The following is a 24,364-nucleotide window of genomic DNA, read 5'->3' as shown; positions in this document are numbered from 1 at the left end:
CGAAGCAATCCAGATTCTCTCCGAGGAGGCAGTCTGGATTGCTTCGCTGCGCTCGCAATGACGGCGCGGGCTCACGCTGTCTTCGCCGCCTTCAGCCCCAGCCGCTGCTCGACCGCCTCTCGCATCACGAACTTCTGGATCTTTCCGGTCACGGTCATCGGAAATTCGTCGACGAACTCGACGTAGCGCGGGATCTTGTTGTGGGCGATCTGGCCATCGCAGAACGCGCGAACTTCCTCCGCCGTCAGCGTCTCGCCGGACCTGACGCGGACCCAGGCGCAGAGCTCCTCGCCACAGCGGGCGTCGGCTACGCCAAAAATCTGCACGTCCTGGATCTTCGGATGGCGGTAGAGAAACTCCTCGATCTCGCGCGGGTAAAGGTTCTCGCCGCCGCGGATCACCAGATCCTTGATGCGGCCGACGATGTTGCAATAGCCCTCGTCGTCGATGGTGGCGAGATCGCCGGTGTGCATCCAGCCGTTGGTATCCAGCACGTCGCCGGTCTTTTCCTTCTCCTCCCAATAGCCCAGCATGACGCTGTAGCCGCGGGTGCAGAGCTCGCCGCGTTCGCCGCGCCTGACGATCCTGCCTTCGAGATCGACGACCTTCACCTCGACATGCGGATGAATCCGGCCGACGGTGGAGACGCGTCGCTCGAGCGGGTCGTCCGTCGCGCTCTGGAAGCTGACCGGGCTGGTCTCGGTCATGCCATAGGCGATCGTGACCTCGCGCATGTTCATCTCGGTGTTGACGCGCTTCATCACCTCGATCGGGCAGGGCGCGCCCGCCATGATGCCGGTGCGCAATGATTTCAGATTGAACGTCGCGAACTCGGGATGGTCGAGCTCAGCGATGAACATGGTCGGTACGCCATACAGCGCGGTGCACTTTTCCTGCTCGATCGCGCGCAGCGTCGCGAGCGGATCAAAGCCCTCGCCGGGATAGACCATCGTGGTGCCGAGCGTGACGGAGGCGAGGTTGCCCATCACCATGCCGAAGCAATGATAGAGCGGTACCGGAATGCAGATGCGGTCCGCTTCCGTCAGGCGCATCGCACGCCCGGTGAAATAGCCGTTGTTGAGGATGTTGTGATGGGTCAGCGTCACCCCCTTGGGCGATCCAGTGGTGCCGCTGGTGAACTGGATGTTGACGGGATCGTCGAACTGAAGCGCCGCGCCGAGCGCCGCAAGCTGCTCGCGATGCTGGGCGCCGCCCATGCGCGCGACCTCCTCGAAGGGGATCGTGCCTGATGCGGCCGGGCCGCCGATCTGGATCACCATCCGCAGCGCGGGCAGCCGCGGCGCCTGCAGCTTCCCCGGCGTGGCGCTCGCCAATTCCGGCAGCAGCGTGTTGAGCATCTCCATATATTGGCTGGTCTTGAATGCCGTCGCGGTGACGATCGCCGCGCAGCCCACTTTCTTCAGCGCGAACTCGAGCTCGCTGAGCCGGTAGGCAGGATTGATCGTCACCAGGATCAGCCCGGCCTTGGCGGCGGCGAACTGGGTCAGCGTCCATTCCGGCCGGTTCAGCGACCAGATGCCGATCCGCTCACCGCGTTCGAGGCCGAGCGCGAGAAAGCCGGCAGCGAGCGCGTCGACGCGCTCCGAAAATTCCGTCCAGGTCCATCGTACGCCGTGGCTAGGCGAGACCAGTGCTTCACGACTGCCCCAGCGTCGCACGGCGTGGTCGAGACTGCGGCCAATGGTGTCGCCGAGCAGCGGCGTGTCCGAGATGCCGCAAACGTAACTGTCGCTCTTATCCGCCAAATCGGAATCCTCTCGTCAAAGATGATTGGCACGATGTCGTTTGGCCGTCATGCCCGGGCTTGACCCGTGCATCCACGATCTTTTTATTTTATGGCACCACGTGGTTGGCCGGGACAAGCCCGGCCATCCCGCTTGGTGCGAGTTGCGTGCGCTGCTAGGCCGCCTTCTTGCCGCTGCCCGCATCGAGCCCGGCATAGACGCCACGTTCGAATCCCGCGAACGCCTGCAGGCATTTCGCATCCGCAAACGGCAACAGCTGCATCAGGATCACGCCGGTGACGTCGCGCGCCGGGTCGATCCAATAGTAGGTGTTGGCGAGGCCGGCCCAGGCGAGACTGCCGGCGCTGCGACCCTCCGCGGTCTTGGCGGTGTTGATCATGAAGCTGAGGCCCCACTTCTTCACCTGATCCGGATAGAGATCAACGTCGTTGGTGTACATCGGCGCCGCGGTGGGCAGCCTGGTCATGTTGATATCGCCCATCTGGTTCTGGCTCATGCTGGCGATCGTCTCGGCCTTCAGCACCTGGTTGCCGTTGCCGCGGCCCTTGTTCAGGATCATCTGGGTGAACTTGATGTAGTCGGCCGCGGTCGAATAGAGGCCGCCGCCACCCATGTGGAATTCCGGATTCTGCTCGAGCTCGAACGGGATCGCGGCGAGCTGGCCGTCCTCGCCGCGGGCATGCATGCCGACCAGGCGCTTGCGCATGTCGTCGGTGATCTTGAAGCCGGTGTCGGACATGCCGAGTGGCGCGAAGAGATTGTCGCGCAGGTAAGCATCGAGACGCTTGCCGCTGACGGCTTCCACGGCTTTGCCGACGAAATCGATATTGGTGCCGTACTCCCAGCGCGTGCCGGGATCGGTCATGACAGGCGTCTTCAGCGCGGCATTCTGGCAGGTGGTGATCGCAGGGATGCCGGTCTTTTCCAGATAGACCGCGAGATCGCCGTTCCACATGTTGTAGGCGAAGCCGGCGGTGTGGGTCATCAGCTGGCGCAGCGTGATCGCGCTCGTCGCCGGCCGCAGTTTTGGTTCGCCCTTGGCGTCAAAGCCTTCCAGCACCTGCGGCTTGGCGAGATCGGGCAGCAGCGATCCGATCGGTGCATCGAGCGAGAGCTTGCCCTGCTCGACCAGCTGCATCGCGCCGGCACTCGTCACCGCCTTCGTCATCGAAGCGATCCAGAACACACTGTCCGCGGTCATCGCATCGGGCTTGGACAGATCGCGCTTGCCGAAGGCGCCCTGGTAAAGAACCTCGTTGCCGCTGGCGGCGATCGCAACAACGCCGGGAATCTCCTTGGCGTCGCTTGTCTTGCTCAGAATCCCGTCGATCTCAGCTTTGCTTTGCATACGCGTTTCCTCCGGTTTGATTATTGTTGGAAGCGATCGATTGTCCTCCCGCATCCGCTGCGCGGCAAGCGCGTCCGGATGTCCGCGTCGGTCGCGATGTCGTGACTTGACGGCCCAAGCCCTACGCGGGACGACTGATCTGCAACACTTCTTCACAATCTGCGGTGGATGGCCGCAACTCGCCGTGACCTTGGATGGGCTCAGGCGATATGTTTTGAGCGTTTGAAGCACTTGAAACATTTTGTGCGTTGCGGCGTTCAGCATCTGGCCCGATGGGCGGCTGACGTTAAGACTTGAAGCAATTTTGGCGGCCGCTTAACCGGCCGCGAGGGGACCTGAGATGATTTCGACCTGGAGCGAATGGAAGCGCTATCCCCGTCCCGGACGGGGCGACAATCTCGAAGCGCCGATCGCACCCGGGATTTACGAGGTCCGCATCGCCGGCACCGGCGCGCTCTATTCCTTCGGTGCGGTCGACAATCTGGCGCAGTCGCTGGCGCTGCTGCCGGTCGGCTCAAAATCCTGGTTCGGCCGCCGCGACACCTCCGATGCGCCCGATCTCGAATATCGGACGTGCGCAACCTCCTCGAAGGCCGACGCCAAGGCGGCCGCCGAGCGCATGATCGGCCGGCGCGAGACCTATCTGAGCGGCGCGGCGTAATCACGCTGGTCTTAGGTTAATTCCCATCAGCTGTGCGTTGCGGGACGGTGCATTGTGCGCCGTCTGTCCCTATATTCCGGGCCGATCGCCCCCAATGATCGTCCGAGGAGCAACGCCATGACGCCGACCGCCGCCGCACGCGCCCAGCACGCCACCGCCAACCTGCGTGACCGGTTGAAGGACCCCTCGCTCCTGAAGGAGGCCTGCTACATCGACGGCGCCTGGGTCGGCACGCCGGTCTTTGCCGTGAACAATCCCGCGACCGGTGTCGAGATCGCAAAGGTCCCGCAGCTTGGCGCGGACGACACCACCAAGGCGGTCGAAGCCGCTCAGCGCGCCTTCCCGGCCTGGGCCAAGCACACCGCCAAGCAGCGCTCCAACATCCTGCGTAAATGGTTCGAGCTGATCACCGCCAACCGCGAGGACCTCGCGCTGATTCTTACCTCCGAGCAGGGCAAGCCGCTGTCGGAGGCGCTCGGCGAGGTCGATATCGGCGCCGCCTATATCGAGTTCTTCGCGGAGGAAGCCCGCCGCGTCTATGGCGAGACTATTCCGTCACAGCGGCCCGATGCGCGGCTGCTCGCGATCAAGCAGCCGATCGGTGTCTGCGGCGCCATCACGCCGTGGAATTTTCCGAACTCGATGATCACACGCAAGGTGTCACCGGCGCTGGCCGCGGGCTGCACCGTGGTGCTGAAGCCCGCCAACGAGACGCCGCTGTCGGCGCTGGCGCTGGCCGTGCTCGCCGAGAAGGCCGGCATCCCCAAGGGCGTGCTCAACATCATCACCGGTGATGCGCCGCCGATCGGCAAGGTGCTGTGCGAGCATCCGGCGGTGCGCTTTGTCGGCTTCACCGGTTCGACCGCCGTCGGCAAGATTCTCTATCAGCAGGCTGCCGTCGGCGTGAAGCGGCTCGGCCTCGAGCTTGGTGGCAACGCGCCGTTCGTGGTGTTCGACGATGCTGACATCGACGCGGCCGTCGAGGGCGCGATCGTTTCGAAATACCGCAACATGGGCCAGACCTGCGTCTGCGCCAACCGCATCTATGCCCAGGACAAGATCTACGACGAGTTCGTCAAGAAGCTGTCGGCGAAGGTGGCGATCATGAAGATCGGCGATGGCACCGAAGCCGGCGTCACGCAGGGCCCGCTGATCAACATGAAGGCGATCGATAAGGTCGAGCGTCACATTGCGGACGCTGTCAAGCGCGGCGCCAAGGTCGTCACCGGCGGCAAGCGCAGCGAGCTCGGACGTTCCTTCTTCGAGCCGACCGTGCTTGCCGACGTCAAGCCGGACTCGCTGGTGTCGCAGGAAGAAACCTTCGGCCCGCTCGCGGCTGTGATCCGCTTCAAGGACGAGGCCGACGTGATCGCGATGTGCAACGCCTCGCCGTTCGGCCTTGCGTCCTACTTCTACTCCCGCGATCTCGGCCGCGTCTGGCGCGTCGCCGAGGCGCTGGAATCCGGCATGGTCGGCGTCAACACCGGCCTCATCACCACGGAAGTCGCGCCGTTCGGCGGCGTCAAGGAAAGCGGCTTGGGGCGCGAAGGCTCGCGTCACGGCATGGAAGAATATGTCGAGATCAAATACGTGATGATGGCGGGGGTGTGAGGCCGCCGTTATCCCTCGACGTCATTGCGAGCGAAGCGAAGCAATCCAGAATCTTTCCACGGAGACCGTCTGGATTGCTTCGTCGCAGCAGCACAAAATTGCTGCGCAATTTTGTCGCGGGCTCCTCGCAATGACGAAGGCCTCACCGTCGCAGCACCGCGATCGTCCTATTCGCAAATGCCAGCCGCTCCGCCATCACCGACACGAAATAAGTCAGCAGCTTCTGACTCAGCGCGGGGTCCTCTTCCCGGATCGCGTCGAACTGGAGCGTGTTCAGTACGTAGAGCACGCTGTCGACCTCGGCCTGGATGGTGGCGCTGCGCGGTGTCTGTGATACCAGGCCCATCTCGCCGATCGTGGTGTAGCGCCCCAGGCTGCGCACGCGCGTGGTGCGGTCGTCATCGGCGGGGACCATGATGCCGACGCGACCGTCGAGGATGAAGTGCATGGAATCGGCGGGATCGCCGGCCTGTACGATGACCTCGCCGGCCTCGACCTCGATGCGCTGGCAGCGGCGGATCAGCTCGTCGGCGTCATCCTCGCTGTCGAGAATGCTTGCGAACCAGTCGCGCAGGCTGGCCTCTTCCTGCGCTAGGCCCTGATGTTGCGAGATCAGCTCGTTCTCGCACCATTCCAGCGCATGATCGAGCTCGGGAATGATGGTGACGCTGTCGCCGACGAAATCGCTGGAGCGCAGCACCTTCTCGGCCGCCGCCGATAGATGCACCAGGATCAGTTCGACGCCGAGATCAGCTGCGCTGCGCTTGATCTGGGCGAAACTGTAGGCCGCGGAGGAATCGACGCCGGTGACGAGCTTGAAATCGAACAGCAGATAGCGGCATTCCGGGCGCTCACGAAGCAATTGCTTGACGTGCTGGTAGAGCCGGTTGGCGGAGCCGAAGAACAGATAGCTCTGCAGATTGAGCCCCTGGATCTTGCCGCCATGGGCCAGCAGCACCTCCTGGTCGTCGCGCGAGCGGTCGAGCGAGGAGCGATATTCGGAGCCGTCAAAACTGTACTTGATCGATTCGACCCGCGCCGCGCTGAACGCAAAGGTCGCACAGCCGATGATCACGCCGATCAGGATGCCCGGCACGAAACCCCAGGCCACGATGATGGCGATGATGGCGACCAGCGACAGATATTCGAGCTTCGAAAGCCGCTTGCGCGACTCGATGATCCATTTGTGCAGCTGGTCGGCGCCGAGATAGAGCAGCAAGCCGCCGAGCACGAATTTCGGAATGAAGCCGAGCAGCTCTGGCGCGATCGCGAGCATCAGCAGCGACAGCGCTGAGGCGGTGAGACCGGACAGCCGGCCGCGGCCGCCGCTGGAGAAATTGAGGATCGACCGGCTGATCGAGCTGCAGCCGGTATAGCCGCCGAGCACGCCGCTGAGAATGTTGGCCGCGCCGGTGACGTTCAGCTCACGCTCGAGATTGGCCTCGCGGTGTACCGCGACCTCGATGCCGGTGGTGTTGAACAGCGTGCTCGACGCGGCGACGAAGATGACGGCGACGAGATTGCCGAGCAGGTCCGGCACGGCAAACCAGGGATAGCGGGCGAGATCGTCGGTGTGCCAGGGCAGCATGAACGCGGCCTGCGGCGGCGGCTGAAACGTCCAACCGAGGGACCTGGCCTGGTCGAGCGAGACACCCGAGATCCAGAACGCCAGATGCGCCGTGATCACGCCGCCGACCAAGATGATCGGCAGCCCGAATGGATTCCGGGAGCGGTGCCAGGTCAGATACAGCACCAGCGCCATGGCGCAGGCTGCGCCGAGCTCCAGCAGTGTGGTGCCGTTGGCGAAGCGCGGCAGCGTCGCGAGCTGCAGCGGGGTGTTGGTGATGACCCTGATCGCACCGAGGGCGATGAGAAGTCCGGTGGCTCCGAGGAAGCCGCCGACAACGGGATAGGGCACGTAACGGATGGCGCGGCCCATCCGCGTCAGGCCCAGCCCGCACAGCACGACGCCGGTGAGCCCGGTCGACAGGCCGAGCGTGATCAGGACCGGCGAGAGCAGCGGTGCCGACAGACTGGCCGTTTCGATGTGCTCGACCAGCGAGGCCGCCAGAATTCCGGTCACGGCCACCGTCGAGCTGTCGGGGGCGGCGATCGCAAAGGGAAGCGAGCTACCGAGCCCGATGACGGCGGCCAGCACCGCCGAGCTGATGAAGGTCGCAGCGATGCCGTAGGACAGATAGGGCGAGAGCGGGCCGGCGAAAATCAGCAGCGAATAGGACAGCCCGAACGTCAAGGTGAGGATGCTCGCGGCACCTCCGCCCAGCATGTCATTCAGCGCGCGTTTGAAGGACGGGTTGACCGTCGTGACCGGATCGAAGCCAATTGCAGGATCTGTCACGCCGTGACACTCGCTCATGAAAATACCTGTCTGGAGAGGTAGACGAGTACGAGCCTAGCGCAACAGGATTCTTGCAAATATGAAGTATCCGACAGTTCTGCGGCGCTCCGCGTGTGAACGGTCAGCCATACGGCTGTGAGGAAAAGCCGAAATCGCCTGCACATACTCGGTGTCGGGCGGGCCCCTCCACGTCATTGCGAGCGCAGCGAAGCAATCCAGACTGTCTCGGCGGAAAGATTCTGGATTGCTTCGCTGCGCTCGCAATGACGGAGCGAGAGGTGATGTCGGCGCTAGAGCTTGAGTTCGCTGCCCGTCACGCGCCGATATGCTTCCAGATACCGCTTGCTGGTCGCCTCCACCACGCTCGGCGGCAGCGGCGGCGGCGGGGCGTCACCGTTCCAGCGGCCGGCGCGGCGCTCGACATCGAGATAGTCGCGTAGCGGCTGCTTGTCGAAGCTCGCCTGGGGCTGGCCGGGCTTGTAGGCATCGACCGCCCAGAACCGCGATGAATCCGGCGTCATGACTTCGTCGATCAGGATGATGCGGCCGTCCTTGTCGCGGCCGAACTCGAACTTGGTGTCGGCGATGATGATGCCCTGCTCGCGCGCCAGCTCCTCGCCGAGCGTGTAGATCGCGCGCGTCATGCTCTCGAGCGTGTAGGCGACGTCGTCGCCGACGACGGCGCGCATCCTGGCGATGGTGATGTTCTCGTCATGGCCGGTCTCGGCCTTGGTGGCGGGGCTGAAGATCGAGGGCTCGAGCTTCTCGCTCTCGACGAGGCCGGTCTTCAGTTTTTCGCCCGCAAGCGTGCCGTCCGACGCATATTCCTTCCAGGCCGAGCCCGACAGATAACCGCGGATCACGCATTCGATCGGGAACACTGTGGTGCGGCGGGACAGCATGGCGCGACCGAGGATCTCGGCGCGATGGGCTTTGAGCGCCGGCACGGCTGCAATGATCTCGTCGGTGTCGGCGCTGATCATGTGATGCGGCACCACGCCTTCGAGCTTGTTGAACCAGAACGCGCTGATCTGCGTCAGCACCGCGCCCTTCATCGGGATGGTCTCGCCCATCACGACGTCGAAGGCGCTGATGCGGTCGGTGGTCAGCAGCAGCAGGCGGTCGTCGTCGACGGCGTAGATATCGCGCACCTTGCCGCGGCCGATCTTGGTCAGCGGCAGGTCACTGGAGAGCATGGTGGTCATCGGCAGAGCCTTCAGGAAGTAAGTCCGGCCGCGCCTGATGGCGCGGCTGCAAACCCGATTAACCTATTCCGGCAGCGGAATGAACTCATGTTCCTGCGGAACCGCGGCGAAGCGGCCGGTTTTCCAGTCCTGCTTGGCCTGCTCGATCCGCTCCTTGCTGGAAGAGACGAAATTCCACCAGATGTGGCGCGGGCCCTCCAATGCGTCGCCGCCGAGAAACATCATCCGCGTGGCCCTGAGCGCCTTCACGGTGATGTGGTCGCCGGGGCGGAAGATCAGGAGCCGCGGCCCCTCATAGCGCTCGTTGGCGATCTCGACCTCGCCGTCGACCAGGTAGATCGCGCGCTCCTCGTGATCAGGGTCGAGCGGCACGGTCGCGCCCGCCACGGCCGTGACCTCGGTGTAGAACCACGGGGACACCATTTTCACCGGCGAGGTGATGCCGAAGGCGGATCCGGCGATCACCCGCGCGGTAAAATCGCGCTCGGAGATCATTGGCAGCTCGCCCGCCGCATAATGCTGGAACGAGGGGTCGATCTCTTCCGATCCGGCCGGCAGGGCGATCCAGCTTTGCAGGCCGAGCATCTGCTGCCCCGCTGCGCGCTGCGCGTCCGGCGTGCGCTCGGAATGCGCGATGCCGCGCCCGGCCGTCATCAGATTCATCGCGCCCGGCGCGATCTCCTGCACATTGCCCTCGCTGTCGCGATGCATGATCGACCCATCGAACAGATAGGTGACGGTGGCGAGCCCGATATGCGGATGCGGCCGCACGTCCATGCCCTTGCCGGACACGAATTGCACCGGACCGAAATGATCGAAGAAGATGAAGGGCCCGACCATCTGCCGCTTGCCATGCGGCAACGCGCGCCGCACCACGAATCCGTCGCCGAGATCGCGGGTGCGCGGCACAATGACGAGATCGAGCGCGTCGCAGGACATGGGATCGCCGAGCACGGGATCGTTGGAGGGTTGCCAGCTCATGGGGGTCTCCTTCTTTACACTCTCGAGATCGATGGTAGCAGGATTTTGCATTGCCGTCGCGATAATGGCCGGGCCACTGGTCCTTGAAAAAATGAGCGCAACGAACGATGTTCGGTCGACCTCAACCGTGATCGACCGCAGCATTCGATGACAACAGCCGCCCTCGACCTCGCCTTTCGCGCCGCCAGCGTCGCGCTGCTGCTGATGCTGGCGGTGTCGCTGTTACAGGACTTTCGCAACGTGCTCACAGCTCGTCTCGGCGTGGCCTTCGCACTGGGCTCGATCGCGCATGTGGTGAGCTACTCCATGGATGTCACGTCGCGGATTCCACTCTGGCATGCACCGCTGATCGCGTTGTCGACCGGCACCATCGTGGTGTTCTGGCTGTTCACCAGCGCCCTGTTCGACGACGAGTTTCGCCTCCGCTGGTGGCACGGTTTGATCTGGGCGTTGGTGGCGGCCTTCAGCTTCGCAGGCTGCGTCTGGATTGCACCCAGCGGCCATGTGCGGTTCTCGGTGACGATGGTCAACCTGATCGTGCTCGGTTTCATCGCCCTTGCGGTCGGGCAGATGATTGCCTCCTGGCCGGCCGACCTGGTCGAGCGCCGCCGCCGCGTTCGCGTCTTCATCGTCTGTGCAATCGCCCTTTACGGCGGGCTGAACGCGGTGCTCCAGATCGCCGTCGCCGGCCACCACGTCGGCGATGTCGCCGAAACCATCAATGCCGGCGTGCTCACCTGCACGGTCGCGGCGATCGTCTATGCCATGATGCGCGTCGATGGGGCGGATCTGTTTCCAGCCGCGGCGGAGCCCGCACCGCCGATTGTTTTCAGCCAGCCTGCGGCCGATGACGCCGCCGATCAAAAGCTCATCGACGCCTTGATGCGGCTGATGGCGGACGAGCGCATCTATCGCCAGGAGAATATCACCATTGGCGTGCTGGCGGGCCGGCTGAAGATTCCGGAATACCGCCTGCGCCGGCTGATCAACCAGCGGCTCGGCTATCGCAACTTCAATGTGTTCCTGAACAACCACCGGATCGAGGAGGCCAAGGCCGCGCTCGCCGATCCCACCCAGGCCGGGGTTCCCGTCATCACCATCGCGATGGACGCCGGCTTCCAGTCGCTGGGTCCGTTCAACCGCGCCTTCCGGGCTGTCACGGGCGTGACGCCGACGGAGTACCGGCGGCTCAAGGCCGATGTGGCCTAGATGTTAGGACTTTGAAATCACGTAAGAATTTCGGAATCGGCTAGTCCCGATCAGTTTCAACCAGATCGCTTTTCAAATCCGGCGAGCGCATGTCGCGCGCATCCGGCTTGTTCTCCGGCACTCGCCCCGAAGCCGGAGAAAGCCCGTGACCCGTCGCCGCAAGATCATCCTCGCTACCACCGCCATTGCCTGTGCCGGCCTCGCACTCAGCGCGGCGCGCGCCCGTGACGTGCCCAAGGTTGCCACCGGCTTCATCGCCCACACGCTCTGCTCGGAGACCTTCGTCTCCGGGCTCGATCCCAAACGCGACCTCGCCGAGACCACCGATGCAATGCCGGGAGCGGGTCTCCTGACCTGGGCAATGAATTTGCAGATCGATCGCGCGCGCAGGGATGTCACCGTGACGCTGTTCGGCATCGGCCGCAGCCATGCCGTCTATCGGGAGGGGCTCGGCTGCACGCTCGAGCACGGCCAGGGGGTCACCGGCGTGGCGCTGCCGCCCGTCGACAAGCAGCCAGCTTTGCTGCCCGAGATCGCTGGCCAGGGACTCGTGTCGCCGCAAAGCGAAAGCGAGGGCCTGTCCGCGGCGCTCGACCGCGCCTTCGCCGAGCCCGCGCAGCCGCCTTACCGCCGCACCCGCGCGATCGTCGTCATGAAGGCGGGCCGTATCATCGCCGAGCGCTATGCCGACGGCATCGGACCGGAGACGCAGCTGCTCGGCTTCTCCATGACGAAATCGGTGACCTCGGCGCTGACGGGCATCCTCGTGCGCCAGGGCAAGTTGAAAGTCGACGGGCCCGCGCCGGTTGCTGCCTGGCAAAATCCGGAAGATCCGCGCCACGCCATCACCGTCGACCAGCTGCTGCGGCATACCGCTGGCATCGCGCTCGGAAGTTCGTTGCAAGCCTCGCTCGGCTCCGTGCTCGAGCCGGTCAACGTCATGAAATACGTCGAGGACGACATGGCTAATTTTGCCGAGCGCGCGCCGCTCGCAACCGCGCCCGGCTCGGTCTGGAATTATCACGACGGCAACTTCATCATCCTCGCAGGGCTGATCCGCAACGCCGCCGGCGGTAAGCCCGCGGATGCGCTCGCCTTCGCGCGTCGCGAATTGTTCGCGCCGCTCGGCATGGTCAACGTCACGCTTCAGCCCGACGGCGCCGGCACGATCGAGGGCTCCGGCGAAATGATGGCGTCCGCACGCGACTGGGCGCGGTTTGGCCAGCTCTATCTCAATGACGGCGTCGCCGGCGGCAAGCGCATCCTGCCCGAAGGTTGGGTGAACTATTCCGCGTCGGCGACGCCACATGCGTGGGTTGGCATCGGTGCCGGTTTCTGGACCAACCAAGGCAACAGCTTTGGTGCGAAGTTTCGCATCGACCACGGCTGGCCGCGCGATGCGTTCTTCGCCAAGGGCACGATCGGGCAGTACACGATCGTGATCCCTTCGGAGCAGCTGGTGATCGTGCGCCTCGGCCGCTCGCCGAACGTCCCGCCGGAAGCGGACGGCGTGTTCGATCTCGTGCGCGATGTCGTTGCGACAACGCGGGAGAAGGGGAAGCTGGCGGGGGCGAATTGAGCGGCTACTGCCGTCCCAGTTCCGTCGCCTTCGCCACGCGGTCGAACCGCTCCAGCGTCATGATCGCATCGGCGAACTTGTCGGCTCGTGCGTTCAGCACGGGCCGCGCCAGCGTCAAAAACTTCTGCTGCATCGCTTGCGCATCCGGGAAGGATGTCGGCTCTCCGGACGGATCGGCGTAGAGGCGCTCGTGCACGCCGTCATCGGTGGTGATGCTGACGCGCGCGCCGAAGGGATGGGTGCGGCCGACCTCGAGCCGGTCGTCCTGCACCACGTCGAACTTGTTGGCGAGCGCGTCGATGGCGGCATCGCCGAGCCGGTTGTAGTCGTCCCAGCCGAACGAGCCCTGGTCGAGCGCGAGCGCCCCGGTGAAGAACATCGAGAACTGGCCCCCGACGATCGAGGTCGGATGCCGCTTGGTCGCGGCATCGCCGGTCAGCGTGATGCCGTTGCGATGCAGCCCGATCTCGACGCGCTTGACCTGGTCGGGCGTCAGATTGTGTTCGCGCCGCATCGCGATCAGCGCGTCGATCGCGGCATGGGTGTAGCGGCAGCTCGGATACGGCTTCACGCCGATCTTCATGGTCTCGTAGGTCTTGCCGAGCCCGGCGACCGCCTTGTCGGGATGCGCATCGTCGGTGTAGCCAGCGAGCAGGCCATGCTTGCCTTCGACCGATTCCGTCGCGCCGACGAAATCGTTGCGCGCCAGCGTCGCGGCGATCACGCCGTTCATTGCGGCAGCTCCAACCTGGTAGCGCTTGTTCCAGGCGCCGTTCATCAGGAATTGCAGCGATCCAGCCGCCTGGCTGCCGGCGACGCCGAAGGCGGCGATGAGCTGCGCCTCGGAGAGGCCGAACAGTTTTCCTGCGGCCGCCGCTGCGCCGTAGGTGCCGGCGGTCGCGGTCGGATGGAAGCCGCGCGCATAGTGCGAGGTCGGGTCGAGCGCGTTGCCGAGCCGGCAGCAGACCTCATAGCCCGCAACGATCGCCGTCAGCACGTCGCGCCCGGACGCACCGACCATTTCGCCGACGGCAAAGGCGGCCGGAACCACCGGCGCGCTCGGATGCAGCGAGGAATCCGCATGCGTGTCGTCGAAATCGAGGGAATGGCCGAGCGCCCCGTTGAGCAGGGCGGCCACCGCCGGTGTCCAGGTCTTGGCATCGCCGAACACGGTGGACTCGCCCTTGGTGTCGAGCGCGAGCGCTTCCAGCATCTTCAGGATCGACGGGGTCGATTCAGCCTCGCTTCTGGCGCGGATGGCGCTGCCGAGGAAATCCAGCGTCAGCACCTTGGCGCGATCCAGCACCTCCGCCGGAATATCCGCGAATTTCAGGTTGGCGACATAGGCGGCAAGCGTTGCGGTTTCGTGGGCCATCGTGTTTCCTCGTTTTGGCCGGCAAATTAGGCGGGCTGATTTGGCCTTTCAAGCGGCCTTGGAGCCGCGGGCATCAGCTATGCTTTTGGCTGGTTGTGAGGATCGGGACAGTCGACGATGGCATTCGCAGCAGAGCTGTTCGACCGGGTCTGGTCGCGAAAGACGCAATTGGGGCTCGCGGTCCGGGTCACGGTCGCGGCCACCGGCGCCTATGCGCTCGCGACCGCGCTGCACCTGTTGTTGCCGCTCTGGGCCGTCCTCACCTCGATCATCGTAACCCAGATGAGCGTCGGCCGCTCGCTGAAGGCGACGCGCGACTACATGCTCGGCACCATCGGCGGCGCGGTCTATGGCGGCGCGATTGCGATCCTGATCCCTTATTCCAGCGAACTGGGCCTGCTGGGTCTGCTGGTGCTGGCCGTGGCGCCGCTTGCCTTTGTCGCGTCGATCTATCCGAATTTGAGCTCTGCAACGGTGACCGCCGTGATCGTGCTCGTGCTTCCGTCGATGCATCACGCCGATCCCATGGCCTCGGCGATCGATCGCGTCAGCGAGGTCTCGGTCGGCGCGGTGACGGGGCTGCTCGTCTCCTTCCTGGTGCTGCCGTCGCGCGCGGTGCGCCAGATCCGCGCCAGCGCGGCAAAACTGCTCGAACTGATCGCCGACGCCTTCACCGAATTGCTCGCGGGCCTGACGCGCGGCCGCGACAACGATGCGTTGCATCGGATCCAGGACGGCATCGGCATCGCCATGGTGGGCATGAACACCATTGGTGCCGAAGCCGAGCGCGAGCGCTCGGCGCGATTGTCGGGCGGTCCGGACACAGGCCCGTTGTTGCGCACGATTCTACGGTTACGCCACGACGTTGTGATGATCGGTCGCGCCACCGTGGTACCGCTGCCGATAGAATTGCAGACGCGCCTCGCCGCGCCCTTGTCGGAGGTCGCGACTGCGATCGCCCTCTTCGTGCGCTCGGCGGCTAGCGCCTTGCGGGCGGGTGCCGGCGCCCCGACGATCCGCCCTGTGCATCTGGCGCTCGAGCGCTATGCCGATGAGGTCGCCGCCGTCCGCCGCGACGGCCTGATCCGCGGCCTGCCCGGCGAGATGGCGGAACGCTTCTACGCCATCGGCTTCTCGCTGGAGCAGATGCACCAGAATCTCTGCGACCTCGATCGCGTGGTCGGCGAATGGGCGGAATCTACGGCCGATAAGTCCGCGCGGATGGCGGAGTAATTATCGGGCCGGCTCCACGATGCGTCCCATCATGCCGCGCACGACGAGCTTGTGGAACGGGATGATCAGCGCGAGGTAGGTCCGCCCGAGGAGGTTGTTGGTCCGCACCAGCGTGGTCGAGGTGACGTGGCGCAGTGTTGCTTCGCCCGCGACGTCGACCACGAGGCGGAAGTCGAGATGGGAATCGTCGAAGCCGGCGATGAGCTGATCCGGCGTCTCGCTCAGCACTGGAAACAGGCCGATCAGGCCGCCGGGCGCGTAGGTGCCTTCGCCCGATTTTTTCAAGCCGAAGGGGGTCACCAGGATGTTGCGCAAGCGGGTCAGCGCATTGATCCAACGCGGCGCGTTCAGGACCATTCGGGTGCAGGCCTCGCGCGCACTCAATTGCGCCGCGCCGACCTCCACACGAAACGCGTCGATGAATTGCGCGCCTGATAGCACCGTGCCGGCATCGACGTTGGGGGTGATTTCGCGAACGGGTCCGATCATCCCGCCAGTTTGCGCGTCAGTATCCGGAATCGCAAGATCAAGAGTCCGGCATAGACGAATGATCCGATCGACAGTCCGATCCAGACACCGACCGCGCCGAAGCCGGCGTGGAAAGCGAGCGCCCAGGCAATGGGGAAGCCGACGCACCAATAGCCGATCGCCGCGAACACCAGTGTCATCCTCGTGTCATTGATGCCGCGCAGCGCGCCGCCCATGATGGTCTGCAGCGCATCGGCGATGAAGAAGGTGGCGCCGACCAAAAGCAGTGTTGCGGTCAGCTCGACGGTCGGCGCGCTGGTCTCGCTGCTGCCGAGGAATAGCCGCCCAAGCTCATAGCGGCCGAGGATGATGGCAATCGTCAAGGCTGCGACGAGTGCGACCCCGAGCACCGCTGCGACGAGGCCGGCGCGTCGGACGCCGGCCGGCTCGTTACGGCCAAAGGCATGGCCGACCCGCACCGTCGCGGCCATGCCGATGCCGAGCGGGACCATGAACAGCACGGCCGTGACCTGCAGCGCGATCTGGTGCGCGGCCAGCGCGGTGGTCGAGATCAGTCCCATCAACAGCGCGGCCGAAGAGAATAGGCCGTATTCGAGCAGGAGGGAGAACGAGATCGGTGCGCCGATCGCGATCAGCTGACGCATCAAAGGCCAGTCGATCCGCCACAGATGGGCCAGCAGATGACAGTCGGCGAACGGCTTGCGCCACGCCGCAATGGCGAGGGCCGCGATGAAGGTGCCGAGATTGACCAGCGTGGTCGCCAGTCCCGCGCCGAACAGGCCGAGCTCCGGCAGGCCGAGCAGGCCGTGGATCAGGCAGTAGACCAGCGCAAAATTCGCGGGGATCGCCGCGAGCGTGATCCACAGCGGCGCCTGCGGCCGGTTCACCGCGCTCATCATGCTGCGCAGCGCGATGAAGCCGAGCGCCGGCGCGATGCCCCAGGCCAGCCCGTTCAGGTAGCGCTGTGCGAGCGCGGCCGAATGCGGCGCCTGTCCGAGCGCAATCAGGATGTGCTCACCATAGAGCGGCGAAGCCATCATCGGCAGCGAGATCAGCAGCGCGACCCAGAGGCCGACGCGCAAGGAGAGGCGGATGCGTCTGACGTCGCCGGCGCCGAACGCTTGGGCTGCCAGCGGCGAGACCGCGGCCATCAATCCGAGTCCGAAGGTAAAGCTGACGAAATAGACGGTGTGCGCAAGTGCCGCAGCGGCGACGGCATCCTGGCCAAGCCTCCCGATCAGCGCGAGATCGCTCGTGATCATCGCGATCTGCCCGAGCTGCGTCAGCATCATCGGCACGGCCAGCCGCAGCGTCTCGACGAACTCCTGCGCGAGATGGCTTTGCACGCCCGCTTGCGGCTGCGATTGAGGTTCGACGGTGTCGAGCATGGCTATCCAATATCATCGCAGAGCGACGAAAACATGGCTCGGGCTTCTTACCCTCTCCCCTTGTGGGAGAGGGTGGCTCGCCGCGTAGCGGCGAGACGGGTGAGGGGTATCGCTCCGCGAACTCATTTGTGCGTGCGGAGAGAGACCCCTTGTCCGGCGCCAAAGCCGAAGCTTCGCGTCGGCGTTCCTGAGAACGGCGGCCGAAGGCCGCCTATGCCACCTTCTCCCACAAGGGGAGAAGGGAAGAAAGCAGCCTCAGCCCTTCCGTTCCGGCACGCGCCGGATCTTCGCCCCCAGCGCGTTCAGCCGTTCGTCGATGCGCTCGTAGCCGCGCTCGATCTGGTCGGCGTTGTTGATGGTGGAGGTCCCCTCGGCGCAGACGGCGGCGAGCAGCATCGCCATGCCGGCGCGGATGTCGGGCGAGCTCAGCGTCGCGCCATGCAGCCGGCTGGGGCCTGCGATGATGGCGCGATGCGGATCGCACAGCACGATGCGCGCGCCCATCCCGATCAGCTTGTCGACGAAGAACATTCGTGACTCGAACATCTTCTCGAACATCAGGATCACGCCTTCGCACTGCGTGGCGGTGACGATCGCGATCGACATCAGGTCGGCCGGGAAGGCCGGCCAGGGCTGGTCCTCCAGTTTCGGTACGTGGCCGCCAAAATCGTCCTGGATTTTCAGCGTCTGGTTCGACGGCACGATGAGATCGTCGCCCTCGACGCGGCAGACGATGCCGAGCCGCTCGAAGCCCATGCGGATCGAACGCAGATGCTCGACGCCGGCGCGCACGACCCGCAACGGCGAACGCGTCACGGCGGCGAGACCGATCAGCGAGCCGACCTCGATATGGTCGGGCTGGATCCGGTAGGTCGTTTCCCCCAGCGTCGCCGGACCATGCACGATCATGGTGTTGGTGCCGATGCCCTCGATCTTGGCGCCGAGCGCGACCAGGAAATTGGCGAGATCCTGCACATGCGGCTCGGACGCCACGTTGCGCAAATAGGTGACGCCGTCGGCCGCGACGGCGGCAATCAGCGCATTCTCGGTCGCGGTGACGCTCGGTTCGTCCAGGAACACGTCGGCGCCGGTGAGCTTTGGCGCGCGGAATTCGAGGCGGTCGGTCGCGGTGACCTTGGCGCCAAGCTGCTCCAGCGCGAGTACATGGGTGTCGAGCCTGCGCCGGCCGATGACGTCGCCGCCGGGCGGCGGCAGCATCACCTCACCGCAGCGCGCGAGCAGGGGGCCTGCGAGCAGGATCGAGGCACGGATGCGAACGCAGAGCTCGGGATCGAGATCGGCGGCGCGGATGCTCTTGGCGTGAATGTGAAGCGTGTTGCGGGCGGTCCATTCCGCGGCCGCGCCGACCGATCGGATCAGCTCGACCAGCGTCTCGGTGTCGCGGATCCGCGGCACGTTTTCCAGCGTCACCGGATGCTCGGTGAGCAGTGCGGCTGCGATGATCGGCAGCGCGGAATTCTTGTTGCCGGCCGGCTCGATCGAGCCCGAGAGCCGGTGACCGCCCTCGACGATGTATTGGATGGGCGCCACGGGTTCTCTCCGTCCTGTTGCGGTGGGGCGGGCTGCTTTGGAGGCGGAAACTATAGGGAATTGAGCGGGGTATCAATTCTGCACTTGCAGCTGCATGGAAGCGGTGAAGCTTCCGCAGCGTCATGGCCGGGCTTGTCCCGGCCGTCCACGCCTTCGTCGCGGCGCAAAGAGCGTAGATGCCCGGGACAAGCCCGGGCATGACGACCTGTTTTGGCGCCTCAGATATCGATCGTCGCGCTGAGCGAGTGTTCCTGGATGAAGTCGCGGCGTGGTTCGACCACGTCGCCCATCAGCTTGGTGAAGATGTCGTCGGCCTCGTCGACCTCCTTGACCTTCACCTGCAGCAGCGAACGCACGTCGGTGTCGAGCGTGGTTTCCCAGAGCTGCTCCGGGTTCATCTCGCCGAGACCTTTGTAGCGCTGCAGCGTGATGCCCTTGCGGCCGGCTTCGGTCACGGCCTCGAACAAATCGACCGGGCCGTGGACGGCGTGCTCGGTGTCCTTGCGCCGCAGCTTGCCGGAACGGGCATAGACGTCCTGCAGCTTGGTCGTGAATTCGTCGAGCTTGCGCGCCTCGGCCGAGCCGAGGAAGGCATCGTCGATCACAGCCGCTTCCTTGACGCCGCGGACCGTGCGCTCGAACAGGAAGCCCTGGCCCTCGACGAATTGCCCCACCCAGCCGCGCTCGACCTCCTCGGCCTGGTTGTCCAGCCGGCTCGCGATGTATTGCGCTGCCGCGGCCGCGTTCTCCGGATTACCGTAGATCGACTTGTTCAGCACGCCGGTGATGGCAGCTTGCTCGATCACCTTGCGATTATAGCGGCTGTGCAAATTGCGCAGGACGCTGCGGACCACGCGGGCGTCGTCGACCAGCTGGCGCAGGTCGCGGCCGGAGCGGTCGCCGCCAGTGCCGGGGATGTAGACGCAGTCATCGAGGCCGGCGTCGATCAGATAGTCTTCCAGCGCCCGCTCGTCCTTTAGGTACTGCTCGGACTTGCCTCTGGAGACCTTATAGAGCGGCGGCTGGGCGATATAGAGATAGCCGCCGTCGATGATGTCGCGCATCTGCCGGTAGAAGAAGGTCAGCAGCAGCGTGCGGATGTGGGCGCCGTCGACGTCGGCGTCCGTCATTACGATGATCTTGTGATAGCGCAGCTTCTCGACCGAAAATTCGTCGCCGATGCTCGTTCCGAGCGCGGTGATCAGCGTGCCGATCTGCTCGCTGCCCAGCATCTTGTCGGGGCGCACGCGCTCGACATTCAATATCTTGCCGCGGAGCGGCAAGACGGCCTGGAATTCGCGGTTGCGGCCCTGCTTGGCGCTGCCGCCTGCCGAGTCACCCTCGACGATGAAGAGTTCGGATTTGGCCGGATCCTTTTCCTGGCAGTCGGCGAGCTTGCCGGGCAGCGAGGAAACCGAGAGCGGGCTCTTGCGCGTCAGCTCGCGCGCCTTTCGCGCAGCTTCGCGCGCAGCCGCGGCCTGGATCACCTTGCCGACGATCATCTTGGCCTCGGCCGGATGCTCCTCGAACCAGGCCTGGAGCGCCTCGTTGAGGACGTTCTCGACCACGGGGCGCACTTCCGAGGACACCAGCTTGTCCTTGGTCTGCGACGAAAACTTCGGGTCCGGCACCTTCACCGACAGCACGGCCGTCAAGCCTTCGCGGCAGTCGTCGCCGGTCAGCGCGATCTTTTCCTTCTTGGCGTTGGCCTCGGCATAACCGTTGACCTGGCGCGTCAGCGCGCCGCGGAAACCGGCGAGATGGGTGCCGCCGTCGCGCTGCGGGATGTTGTTGGTGAAGCACAGCACGTTCTCGTGGTAGCTGTCGTTCCACCACAACGCGGCCTCGACGCCGATGCCGTTGGCTTCCGCGCGCACCATGATCGGTGCCGGCACGATCGCCTTCTTGTTGCGGTCGAGATATTTGACGAATTCCTCGACACCGCCGGAATAGTGCATCTCCTCGCGCTTCTCGACGGCGTGACGCATGTCGGAGAGAGCGATGTTGACACCGGAATTGAGGAAGGCGAGCTCGCGCAGCCGGTGCTCCAGCGTCGCGAAATCATACTCGATGTTCTTGAAGGTCTCGGGCGAGGCCTGGAATGTCACTTCGGTGCCGCGCTTGCCCGGCGCGTCGCCGACGACCGCCAGCGGAGCCACCGCGTCGCCATGGGCGAACTCGATGTAGTGTTCCTTGTTGTCGCGCCAGATGCGCAGGCCGAGCTTGCTCGACAGCGCGTTGACGACGGAGACGCCGACGCCATGCAGGCCGCCGGAAACCTTGTAGGAATTCTGGTCGAACTTTCCGCCGGCATGAAGCTGGGTCATGATGACCTCGGCCGCGGAAATGCCTTCGCCCTTGTGGATGTCGACGGGAATGCCGCGGCCGTCGTCGCGCACGGTGACGGAATTGTCGGCATTGAGCACGACGTCGACGCGCGAGGCGTGTCCTGCCAGCGCTTCGTCGATCGCGTTGTCGACGACCTCGTACACCATGTGGTGCAGGCCCGAGCCGTCATCGGTGTCGCCGATATACATGCCCGGACGCTTGCGGACGGCATCGAGCCCCTTGAGCACGCGGATCGATTCCGCCCCGTAATCGCTCGGATTTGAGGGCTCGTTTTCGGCAGGCGTCTGCCGAGCAGGTTCTGTCATGAGATGCCTTCGAGATGTCGCCCGAATCAGCCGCGCAAAAGGCGCTGATTTGCAGGCTATTTGTGCCATGAAAGACCGATCGCGCCTAGCGCAAAGTATCCTCCGGCAACCCTTTGATCAGATAGGATTTTTCAACGAGTTTTCAAGGCTTTTGAAGCCCGATTCGGAGCCTCGAAAAAAGTGCGATCGGGAGGGCTGTTTTGGGGCTCCGGAAGGCGTGGTTTTTGCGGGTCGGGGAGAGTGATTTTGGGTGCCTTGGACAGCATTCACAGGTGCCCGTCATGCCCGGGCTTGTCCCGGGCATCCACGTTCTTGGTGCTACGTGAGAGAAAGACGTGGATGGCCGGGACAAGCCCGGCCATGACGATGCGGAGGTAGCAGCGTCGTCAGAGCTCAATACATCTGCAGCGGGAGCACCTCGCCCGTTGGCCCCCACCGGTGGGAACCCGCGAGGTTCAAAAGGCTCAATAAAGCAAGAGCGGCGACCATTCCTCTCCGTCGCGTCCGACCGTGAGCTCCCAGGTGTCGCCGGCCGCGAAGTCCAGGACATGCGTGGTGGCGGGGTGGCCCGGTACGCTGACCGCGTAGGAATATTTGCCGGGCTGCAGATCCAGCGACACGGCGCGGGTGCCGGCGGCGCGCGTGATGGTCCGGTTATTGATCGTGAGCGCGGCTTCCGTCTCGCTGATGTTGGAGAACACCAGCTTGGCCTGGCCGGGTTCGGGCATGACATTCGCGTTGGCGGCGACAGACGCGTTCTTCTGCACGAGATTGACCGTGGTGCTGCTATCCCTGCGGTCGAGTGCCAGCATGCCGGGCCCAACCGGGGACACGAAGGCGAGCTGGGCGTGATCGGCCGAGACCACCGCACCATCGCGCTGTTCCTGCCAGCCGAGCTTTCCGAGCTCGGTGCGGTAGAAGGCGAGCACGTTGCCGAGCTCGGCCGGCACGGTCGCCTCCAGCCTGGTGCGGAGCGGCGTTTCAACGCCCTGCACGACGGTGGTGTGGATTCCCCTGTAGCTGTAACGGGTCGGCGCGGGCAGCTTGGCCTCGGGATCGGGTGTCAGCGCAGGCGAAATCAGCGTCGCGAGATGCGGCATCCAGACGCTGGCTGTGGCCGCGAGCATGCAGCTTGCGAGGAAGGCGAGGCCGCACGCAAACGCTCGCCATCGTGCCGGAACTTTCGCTCCGAGCCTTACCGTCCGCATGGTCACTCCTCAGGGACATCGCGCGCTGTGAGAGCGCCGCGATTGCAACGGCTGCGACACGGTCGGCGCGGCCTCAGGGAGCTAGTCGCGACGGGAAATAACCGGGTTCAACGACGGCCTCTATCGCCGGGCGGAAACGCGTCCGCTCTCGACGTCAAAGACTTCGCCGCCGGCGCCGATCTCGGCAAACGCGGCCGGGTCCGCGCCGGTCAGCCACACCTGCGCGCCGAGCTTGCGCAGCTCGTCGAACAGCGCGGCGCGCCGGTTCGGATCGAGGTGGGCGACGACCTCGTCGAGCAGCAGCAGCGGCACGATGCCGGTCATTTCGGCGACCAGCGTCGCATGCGCCAGCACGAGACCGATCAAGAGCGCCTTCTGCTCGCCGGTCGAGGCGTCGCGTGCGGGCATGCTCTTCGGCGCATAGATCACCTGCAGATCGGTCAGATGCGGGCCATCGGTGGTGCGGCCGGCAATCGCATCGCGCGGGCGGTTGTCGCGCAGGATCTGGCGGTAGCGGTCCTCGACCGAGGTCGCGGTCTCGGTCAGCAGCGCGTTCTCCATCCAGCCGTCGAGCGCGATCTGCGCTGAGGGAAATGCGGACTGCTGTGCGCGCGTGTTGAGCATGCCAGTGAGCCGCGCCGCGGTTTGGCCGCGCGTTGCGGCCACCGCGACCGCAAGCTCGGCGGTCTCGCGTTCGATCGCGTCACACCAATGGTCATCGTAATTGCGCGTCTCGAGCAGGCGGTTGCGCGAGCGCAGCGAACGTTCGAGCGCGTTGATGCGGCTGGAATGCTCGTTGTCGATCGCCAGCACCAGGCGGTCGAAGAAGCGCCGCCGCTCGGAAGCAGCGCCCATGAACAGCCCGTCCATCGCCGGCGTCAGCCACACCATGCGGATGTGGTCGCCGAAGGCGGCCGCCGAATTCACCGGCTCGCGGTCGATACGGACACGCCGGCTCACCGGGCTATCCGCGCGCGGTGCGTCGATGCCGGTGCCGAGCGTGGCGAGCCCCAGCGCGCCCTCGACCTGCGCGGACACCGCCCAGGAGCCGTCGCCCTGGTTGTCGGCGACGTCCTCCAGCGTGGCGCGCCTCAAGCCGCGTCCGGGCGACAGGAACGAGATCGCCTCGATGCAATTGGTCTTGCCCGCCCCGTTCGGCCCGACCAGCGCCACCATGTCGGCCGCCGTCTCGAGCCCCGCCGCCCGATAATTGCGAAAATGCGTCAACGTCAGGCGGTGAATGCGGGAGGGGGTCATGCGATATTCGTTATGGGCGCGCTTCTTCCCCTCTCCCCCTGTGGGAGAGGGTGGCGCCTCACGAAGTGAGGCGACGGGTGAGGGGTATCTTACCGCTGGGCAAGCTTTGCAAGGATATCCTCCAATACAGAAGCGGGCTGCTGTAGCACGTCGTTGTTCCAATAACGCGCTATCGAGAAACCTTCCGCGGAAATTGCGGCGTCCCTAGCTGCATCACGATGCGATTCCGCGTGCTGACTTCCGTCGATCTCGATCACGAGACGCTTGTCGAAACAGACGAAGTCGAGAATGTAGGTTTTGAACGGGACCTGCCGACGGAACTTGAAAGCGGAGAGTTGTCGATGCCTGAGCAGGCGCCACATCGCAGCTTCCGCATCCGTCGGTTTGTGCCGCATGTTCTTCGCGAATTGGCGGAGATGCTTGGAGACCGACCGATGGGACGGTTCTTGCGGCACTAACCCCTCACCCAAGTGAAGCCTTGGCCGATTGC

The 24,364-nt window shown here is 64.8% G+C and carries 18 protein-coding genes; 5 read left to right on the top strand and 13 right to left on the bottom strand.

Translation table 11 applies throughout. The features are described from left to right. Positions 1 to 71: 71 nt before the first annotated feature. Together K3F49_RS18635 and K3F49_RS18630 are read right to left on the bottom strand one after the other, a co-directional pair. Positions 72 to 1,766, bottom strand: a complete 1,695-nt coding sequence (locus K3F49_RS18635; RefSeq protein WP_234682402.1) for an AMP-binding protein — start codon at positions 1,764 to 1,766, stop codon at positions 72 to 74. A 154-nt stretch (positions 1,767 to 1,920) separates the two neighbouring features. Further along, positions 1,921 to 3,114, bottom strand: coding sequence for a serine hydrolase domain-containing protein (locus K3F49_RS18630; RefSeq protein WP_234682401.1), 1,194 nt, complete (start codon positions 3,112 to 3,114; stop codon positions 1,921 to 1,923). 340 nt (positions 3,115 to 3,454) lie between these two features. Here K3F49_RS18630 and K3F49_RS18625 point away from each other — a divergent pair, with 340 nt between their 5' ends. Together K3F49_RS18625 and K3F49_RS18620 are read left to right on the top strand one after the other, a co-directional pair. Next, positions 3,455 to 3,775 carry a hypothetical protein gene (locus tag K3F49_RS18625; protein WP_234682400.1) on the top strand — a complete coding sequence of 107 codons (321 nt, stop codon included), beginning with the start codon at positions 3,455 to 3,457 and terminating at the stop codon, positions 3,773 to 3,775. 117 nt (positions 3,776 to 3,892) lie between these two features. Then, positions 3,893 to 5,386 carry an NAD-dependent succinate-semialdehyde dehydrogenase gene (locus K3F49_RS18620; protein ID WP_234682399.1) on the top strand — a complete coding sequence of 498 codons (1,494 nt, stop codon included), beginning with the start codon at positions 3,893 to 3,895 and terminating at the stop codon, positions 5,384 to 5,386. A gap of 142 nt (positions 5,387 to 5,528) precedes the next feature. Here K3F49_RS18620 and K3F49_RS18615 read toward each other — a convergent pair whose 3' ends face one another. From K3F49_RS18615 to K3F49_RS18605, 3 genes are all read right to left on the bottom strand, one after another. After that, positions 5,529 to 7,745 carry an SLC26A/SulP transporter family protein gene (locus K3F49_RS18615; protein ID WP_234682398.1) on the bottom strand — a complete coding sequence of 739 codons (2,217 nt, stop codon included), beginning with the start codon at positions 7,743 to 7,745 and terminating at the stop codon, positions 5,529 to 5,531. A 290-nt stretch (positions 7,746 to 8,035) separates the two neighbouring features. After that, complete coding sequence (locus tag K3F49_RS18610) at positions 8,036 to 8,950, bottom strand: phosphoribosylaminoimidazolesuccinocarboxamide synthase (RefSeq protein ID WP_234682397.1); 915 nt, start codon at positions 8,948 to 8,950, stop codon at positions 8,036 to 8,038. Positions 8,951 to 9,013: 63 nt separating this feature from the next. After that, a complete protein-coding gene (locus tag K3F49_RS18605; RefSeq protein WP_234682396.1) occupies positions 9,014 to 9,931 on the bottom strand; it encodes a pirin family protein in 918 nt (305 codons plus the stop codon). A 147-nt stretch (positions 9,932 to 10,078) separates the two neighbouring features. On the opposite strand from K3F49_RS18605, the gene K3F49_RS18600 reads away from it, so the two are divergent. Together K3F49_RS18600 and K3F49_RS18595 are read left to right on the top strand one after the other, a co-directional pair. Beyond that, positions 10,079 to 11,140, top strand: coding sequence for an AraC family transcriptional regulator (locus tag K3F49_RS18600; protein ID WP_234682395.1), 1,062 nt, complete (start codon positions 10,079 to 10,081; stop codon positions 11,138 to 11,140). Between the two features lie 145 nt (positions 11,141 to 11,285). Further along, positions 11,286 to 12,719, top strand: a complete 1,434-nt coding sequence (locus K3F49_RS18595) for a serine hydrolase domain-containing protein (protein ID WP_234682394.1) — start codon at positions 11,286 to 11,288, stop codon at positions 12,717 to 12,719. Positions 12,720 to 12,723: 4 nt separating this feature from the next. On the opposite strand, the gene K3F49_RS18590 is transcribed toward K3F49_RS18595, so the two are convergent. Further along, positions 12,724 to 14,094 (bottom strand): MmgE/PrpD family protein, encoded by a 1,371-nt coding sequence (locus K3F49_RS18590; protein WP_234682393.1) that lies wholly within the window; start codon positions 14,092 to 14,094, stop codon positions 12,724 to 12,726. 117 nt (positions 14,095 to 14,211) lie between these two features. Between K3F49_RS18590 and K3F49_RS18585 the strand changes: the two genes are divergently transcribed. Continuing rightward, entirely contained in the window at positions 14,212 to 15,327 is a 1,116-nt protein-coding gene (locus tag K3F49_RS18585; protein ID WP_234682392.1) for an FUSC family protein, read from the top strand. On the opposite strand, the gene K3F49_RS18580 is transcribed toward K3F49_RS18585, so the two are convergent. The 7 genes from K3F49_RS18580 to K3F49_RS18550 form a co-directional block, all read right to left on the bottom strand. Beyond that, positions 15,328 to 15,816, bottom strand: a complete 489-nt coding sequence (locus K3F49_RS18580) for a DUF2867 domain-containing protein (protein ID WP_234682391.1) — start codon at positions 15,814 to 15,816, stop codon at positions 15,328 to 15,330. After that, positions 15,813 to 17,204: an MATE family efflux transporter gene (locus tag K3F49_RS18575; protein ID WP_234682390.1), complete on the bottom strand. Its 1,392-nt coding sequence runs from the start codon at positions 17,202 to 17,204 to the stop codon at positions 15,813 to 15,815. The genes K3F49_RS18580 and K3F49_RS18575 overlap by 4 nt, the downstream gene beginning before the upstream one ends. Positions 17,205 to 17,459: 255 nt before the next feature. Then, complete coding sequence (gene murA, locus K3F49_RS18570) at positions 17,460 to 18,755, bottom strand: UDP-N-acetylglucosamine 1-carboxyvinyltransferase (RefSeq protein ID WP_234682389.1); 1,296 nt, start codon at positions 18,753 to 18,755, stop codon at positions 17,460 to 17,462. A gap of 218 nt (positions 18,756 to 18,973) precedes the next feature. Then, the gene (gene gyrB, locus K3F49_RS18565) at positions 18,974 to 21,409 is read right to left on the bottom strand and encodes a DNA topoisomerase (ATP-hydrolyzing) subunit B (RefSeq protein WP_234682388.1); all 2,436 of its coding nucleotides are present in this window, start codon (positions 21,407 to 21,409) and stop codon (positions 18,974 to 18,976) included. A 464-nt stretch (positions 21,410 to 21,873) separates the two neighbouring features. Next, the gene (locus K3F49_RS18560) at positions 21,874 to 22,617 is read right to left on the bottom strand and encodes a hypothetical protein (RefSeq protein WP_234682387.1); all 744 of its coding nucleotides are present in this window, start codon (positions 22,615 to 22,617) and stop codon (positions 21,874 to 21,876) included. A 120-nt stretch (positions 22,618 to 22,737) separates the two neighbouring features. Continuing rightward, on the bottom strand, positions 22,738 to 23,874 hold the full coding sequence (gene recF, locus K3F49_RS18555) for a DNA replication/repair protein RecF (protein ID WP_234682386.1): 1,137 nt from the start codon (positions 23,872 to 23,874) through the stop codon (positions 22,738 to 22,740). A gap of 89 nt (positions 23,875 to 23,963) precedes the next feature. Then, a complete protein-coding gene (locus K3F49_RS18550; RefSeq protein WP_234682385.1) occupies positions 23,964 to 24,329 on the bottom strand; it encodes an endonuclease domain-containing protein in 366 nt (121 codons plus the stop codon). Positions 24,330 to 24,364 lie beyond the last annotated feature (35 nt).

The sequence above is a fragment of the Bradyrhizobium monzae genome, assembly GCF_021458635.1.
Lineage (GTDB): Bacteria > Pseudomonadota > Alphaproteobacteria > Rhizobiales > Xanthobacteraceae > Bradyrhizobium.
Note: the sequence above shows the minus strand (reverse complement) of the source record. Positions and strands in the feature narration are given on the sequence as shown.

Excerpts from the sequence above, each read along its gene's own strand:
- K3F49_RS18630 (WP_234682401.1), bottom strand. The coding sequence starts at position 3,114 with ATGCAAAGCAAAGCTGAGATCGACGGGATTCTGAGCAAGACAAGCGAC.
- K3F49_RS18625 (WP_234682400.1), top strand. The coding sequence starts at position 3,455 with ATGATTTCGACCTGGAGCGAATGGAAGCGCTATCCCCGTCCCGGACGG.
- K3F49_RS18620 (WP_234682399.1), top strand. The coding sequence starts at position 3,893 with ATGACGCCGACCGCCGCCGCACGCGCCCAGCACGCCACCGCCAACCTG.
- K3F49_RS18610 (WP_234682397.1), bottom strand. The coding sequence starts at position 8,950 with ATGACCACCATGCTCTCCAGTGACCTGCCGCTGACCAAGATCGGCCGC.
- K3F49_RS18605 (WP_234682396.1), bottom strand. The coding sequence starts at position 9,931 with ATGAGCTGGCAACCCTCCAACGATCCCGTGCTCGGCGATCCCATGTCC.
- K3F49_RS18600 (WP_234682395.1), top strand. The coding sequence starts at position 10,079 with ATGACAACAGCCGCCCTCGACCTCGCCTTTCGCGCCGCCAGCGTCGCG.
- K3F49_RS18590 (WP_234682393.1), bottom strand. The coding sequence starts at position 14,094 with ATGGCCCACGAAACCGCAACGCTTGCCGCCTATGTCGCCAACCTGAAA.
- K3F49_RS18585 (WP_234682392.1), top strand. The coding sequence starts at position 14,212 with ATGGCATTCGCAGCAGAGCTGTTCGACCGGGTCTGGTCGCGAAAGACG.
- K3F49_RS18580 (WP_234682391.1), bottom strand. The coding sequence starts at position 15,816 with ATGATCGGACCCGTTCGCGAAATCACCCCCAACGTCGATGCCGGCACG.
- K3F49_RS18575 (WP_234682390.1), bottom strand. The coding sequence starts at position 17,204 with ATGCTCGACACCGTCGAACCTCAATCGCAGCCGCAAGCGGGCGTGCAA.
- gyrB (WP_234682388.1), bottom strand. The coding sequence starts at position 21,409 with ATGACAGAACCTGCTCGGCAGACGCCTGCCGAAAACGAGCCCTCAAAT.
- K3F49_RS18560 (WP_234682387.1), bottom strand. The coding sequence starts at position 22,617 with ATGCGGACGGTAAGGCTCGGAGCGAAAGTTCCGGCACGATGGCGAGCG.
- recF (WP_234682386.1), bottom strand. The coding sequence starts at position 23,874 with ATGACCCCCTCCCGCATTCACCGCCTGACGTTGACGCATTTTCGCAAT.